General features: G+C 35.9%; 3 protein-coding genes. All 3 read left to right on the top strand.

Annotation, left to right across the window (positions count from 1 at the left end; all coding sequences use genetic code 11):
• Window positions 1–237 (top strand): hypothetical protein (locus tag ABWO04_RS11720; protein ID WP_353079868.1); only part of this gene is annotated, 237 nt, incomplete at its 5' end.
• A gap of 193 nt (window positions 238–430) precedes the next feature.
• On the top strand, window positions 431–1,105 hold the full coding sequence (locus ABWO04_RS11715; RefSeq protein ID WP_353079867.1) for a hypothetical protein: 675 nt from the start codon (window positions 431–433) through the stop codon (window positions 1,103–1,105).
• Between the two features lie 271 nt (window positions 1,106–1,376).
• A complete protein-coding gene (locus ABWO04_RS11710) occupies window positions 1,377–1,553 on the top strand; it encodes a hypothetical protein (protein WP_353079866.1) in 177 nt (58 codons plus the stop codon).
• Window positions 1,554–1,687 lie beyond the last annotated feature (134 nt).

The following is a 1,687-nucleotide window of genomic DNA, read 5'->3' as shown; positions in this document are numbered from 1 at the left end:
TATATTCCTAAAACACGTTGGCAAACTAGAATCGAATACAAAGAACGTGTTAAGACCTTAAAGATTCAAGGCGAAACAAAATGGAAAACGGCTAAGGCTTCGCAAGTCGTTAAATATCGCACTTCGTGGTGGTTAGTTTTACTTGCTTTTGTACTCGGATTCGTTCTTCGGTTCATCTTAAATTCTACCTTTATTTCGCGGGTTCGTCTTTTCTTCCGATATTTCGGGCAAATTTAACATTATGAATGTAATAAAACACGGAAAAAATATCCACGAATTACAATTAGTGGGTACGCAAGTTCACGTAGCTATGTTATCGGATTTACACTGGGATAACCCTAAATGCGATTGGCAACTATTAAGGAAGCACTTGGACTTCTGCAACGATAACGGAATACCCGTAATAATAAACGGGGATTTCTTTTGCCTAATGGAAGGCCGTGGGGATGCAAGACGAAGCAAAAATTTAAGACCCGAACATAATAATACTAGATATTTAGATTCAATAGTAGAAACTGCGGTAGAATGGTTCGCGCCTTACGCTCATATTATTAAGGTTATCGGATATGGTAACCACGAAACAAGCATAATCAAATACCAAGAAACGGACTTACTCCGTAGATTCGTTGATTTATTAAATTATAAATGTTCTTCCAACGTTCAAACGGGCGGGTACGGAGGTTGGATAATCATTAAACAAACCCTTTACGGGAATTGTAACGTAACCACAAAAGTAAAGTATTACCACGGAAGTGGTGGCGGTGGTGTAGTTACCAAAGGAGCGTTAAACCTTACTCGTTCCCTTGAGATGTACGAAGATTTCGACGTGTTTACAATGGGACACATACACGAAAATAGTTCTAGAAACGACGTTAGGGAATGCGTTAACCACAATTCTAAGAAGGGTTACTCAGTTAAACAACGTCAACTGCATTTAATGTTAACGGGTACGTACAAAGAAGAATACGGCGAAGGCGCGTTCGGTTGGCACGTTGAACGAGGCGCACCCCCGAAGCCATTAGGCGGTAGAATCTTGAAAATAGAATGCAAAGAAGTTGATAACTCACTAGTAAAGAATATAGATTCTTTTAAGTTTCCGTTGTAAGTTTGCACATAGCGTTTAGGGGGGGTAGAAATATCCCCTTTTTTTATATCCATTAGGTAAAGAAAATCCGTTTTTTTATACACGAACGCATCTAATTCAAGCTAATTCCCTTATTTTTATTGAGATTATTTAAGGTTATTGCCTTATTCCTTATTTAGAATCATTCTAAATTTGTAAAAAAGTGAAAAAAATTTGTTAAAAAGTTTGGTGGATTGAAACTTAGTATTTATATTTGCGTATAGTTATTCACTAAACAATTAAAAAAAACGCTATGGAAACATTTAACAAAGCACTTAATTTTATTAAGGAACAAGAAAACAACCCAACTGCATTAACTTGCTTAATCGAACGATTATTAGTTGCGGCATCGGACAAACAAATCGCAACGGCTTTACAAGAAACGGAAGATTTTTTAACCTTATTAAACAAACAAAATGAAAATATTTAAGAACTTATTTAACGGCCTAGACAACGAAGGCAAAATGATGTTAAACACGATTATCGAAGCCTTAACTTTAGTTGGCTTTGTGTTTGTGTCTCTTTTATTAATCGCTTATTTTATTATATTATGATTGTAGACAT

It is taken from the genome of Flavobacterium sp., from assembly GCF_040382755.1.
GTDB lineage: Bacteria > Bacteroidota > Bacteroidia > Flavobacteriales > Flavobacteriaceae > Flavobacterium.
The sequence above is the reverse complement of the archived record's forward strand: the minus strand, read 5'-3'. Positions and strand labels throughout refer to the sequence as shown.

What these genes read in the sequence shown, in the direction of transcription:
- ABWO04_RS11715 (WP_353079867.1), top strand. Translation starts at nt 431, where the DNA reads ATGGAAGGCCGTGGGGATGCAAGACGAAGCAAAAATTTAAGACCCGAA.
- ABWO04_RS11710 (WP_353079866.1), top strand. Translation starts at nt 1,377, where the DNA reads ATGGAAACATTTAACAAAGCACTTAATTTTATTAAGGAACAAGAAAAC.